Annotated in this window: 1 protein-coding gene; it reads left to right on the top strand. The window is 50.5% G+C overall.

Annotated features, from left to right (window positions below; all coding sequences use genetic code 11):
• A partial coding sequence (locus ACFIL3_RS10390; protein WP_375682242.1) for a filamentous hemagglutinin N-terminal domain-containing protein occupies positions 1 to 1,124 on the top strand: 1,124 nt, incomplete at both ends.

The following is a 1,124-nucleotide window of genomic DNA, read 5'->3' as shown; positions in this document are numbered from 1 at the left end:
GGGCAATCGCAGTTGGGGGGCATTATGCCGGGCAATCCGCATTTGCGCCTCACGGGTTCGGCGAAAGTGATTTTAAATGAAGTGACCAGCAGCAAGCGCAGTGCGCTTCATGGTCCAGGAGAGGTTTTTGGGAGCCCCGCCGATGTGATTATAGCCAATCCCAATGGGATAAGCTGTGATGGTTGTGGCTTTATCAATACGCCCCATGCGACCTTAACCACAGGTGTTCCCGAAATTGATGCGAGCGGTTTTTTGAAAGGCTTTGAGGTGCGAGGTGGGGATATTACCTTTGGCGCTAAGGGAGCCAATTTTTTCTCTGGCAAGGGGGCGGTTGATATTGTCGATATTGTCTCACGCACAGTGCATTTTGAAGGAGCTGTTGCGGGCAAGGAGATTGGTGTGACAGCAGGGACAGGTCACTTTGATTATGCTTCACGGGAAATGAAAGAACTGACCGATATTACCGGTAAACCGGAATATGCGATAGATGGTTCTGCTTTGGGGGCTCTACAGGCGGACAGAATAAAACTTGTGGCAACAGAAAAAGGTGTTGGGGTTCGCATGCGCCATGATATGGCCGCCAATGCGGGGCAGTTGCATCTTTCTGCTGATGGGAAAATCTCGTTGAAGAATGTTTTTGGTCATGGGGGTGTTGTCCTCAAATCGAAAAGCCAGAGCGTATTGGCAAAGCACATCACCTCGAAAAAGCATATTGATATTGCCGCCCATAAGGATGTGACGTTAGAAACGGTTGGCGCTGAGGGTCATTTGAAGATAGAGGCGCAGGATGGGCTTTTATCGATTGCCGGTAAAGCAACCTCTGGGGGCAATATGGAGCTTTCTTCGCGCCAGACACTTCAAGTTTCAGGGCTAGGGTCAGGTGCTGATATGGCTCTTGAATCGGGCGGAGACTTGAAGCTTGAGGGGATTGTTTTAGCGCAAGGGAATCTCAAGGCGCATGCCGGTGGTGATATACAAGCTCATTTTTTAGCCGGTGGGGTTGATCTGGCGGCAACGGGTGCTGCTGGTGTTGTTGTTCTTGGCACCCAAGGGGATGTTGATCTCCAGAGCAGTCAAGGTGCGATTGTTGCTGAAAGTGTTTATGGAGCAGGAGATATCACCCT

Source organism: Bartonella sp. CE47NXGY (genome assembly GCF_042195415.1).
GTDB lineage: Bacteria > Pseudomonadota > Alphaproteobacteria > Rhizobiales > Rhizobiaceae > Bartonella.
This window is presented reverse-complemented; position numbering and strand designations above follow the sequence as displayed.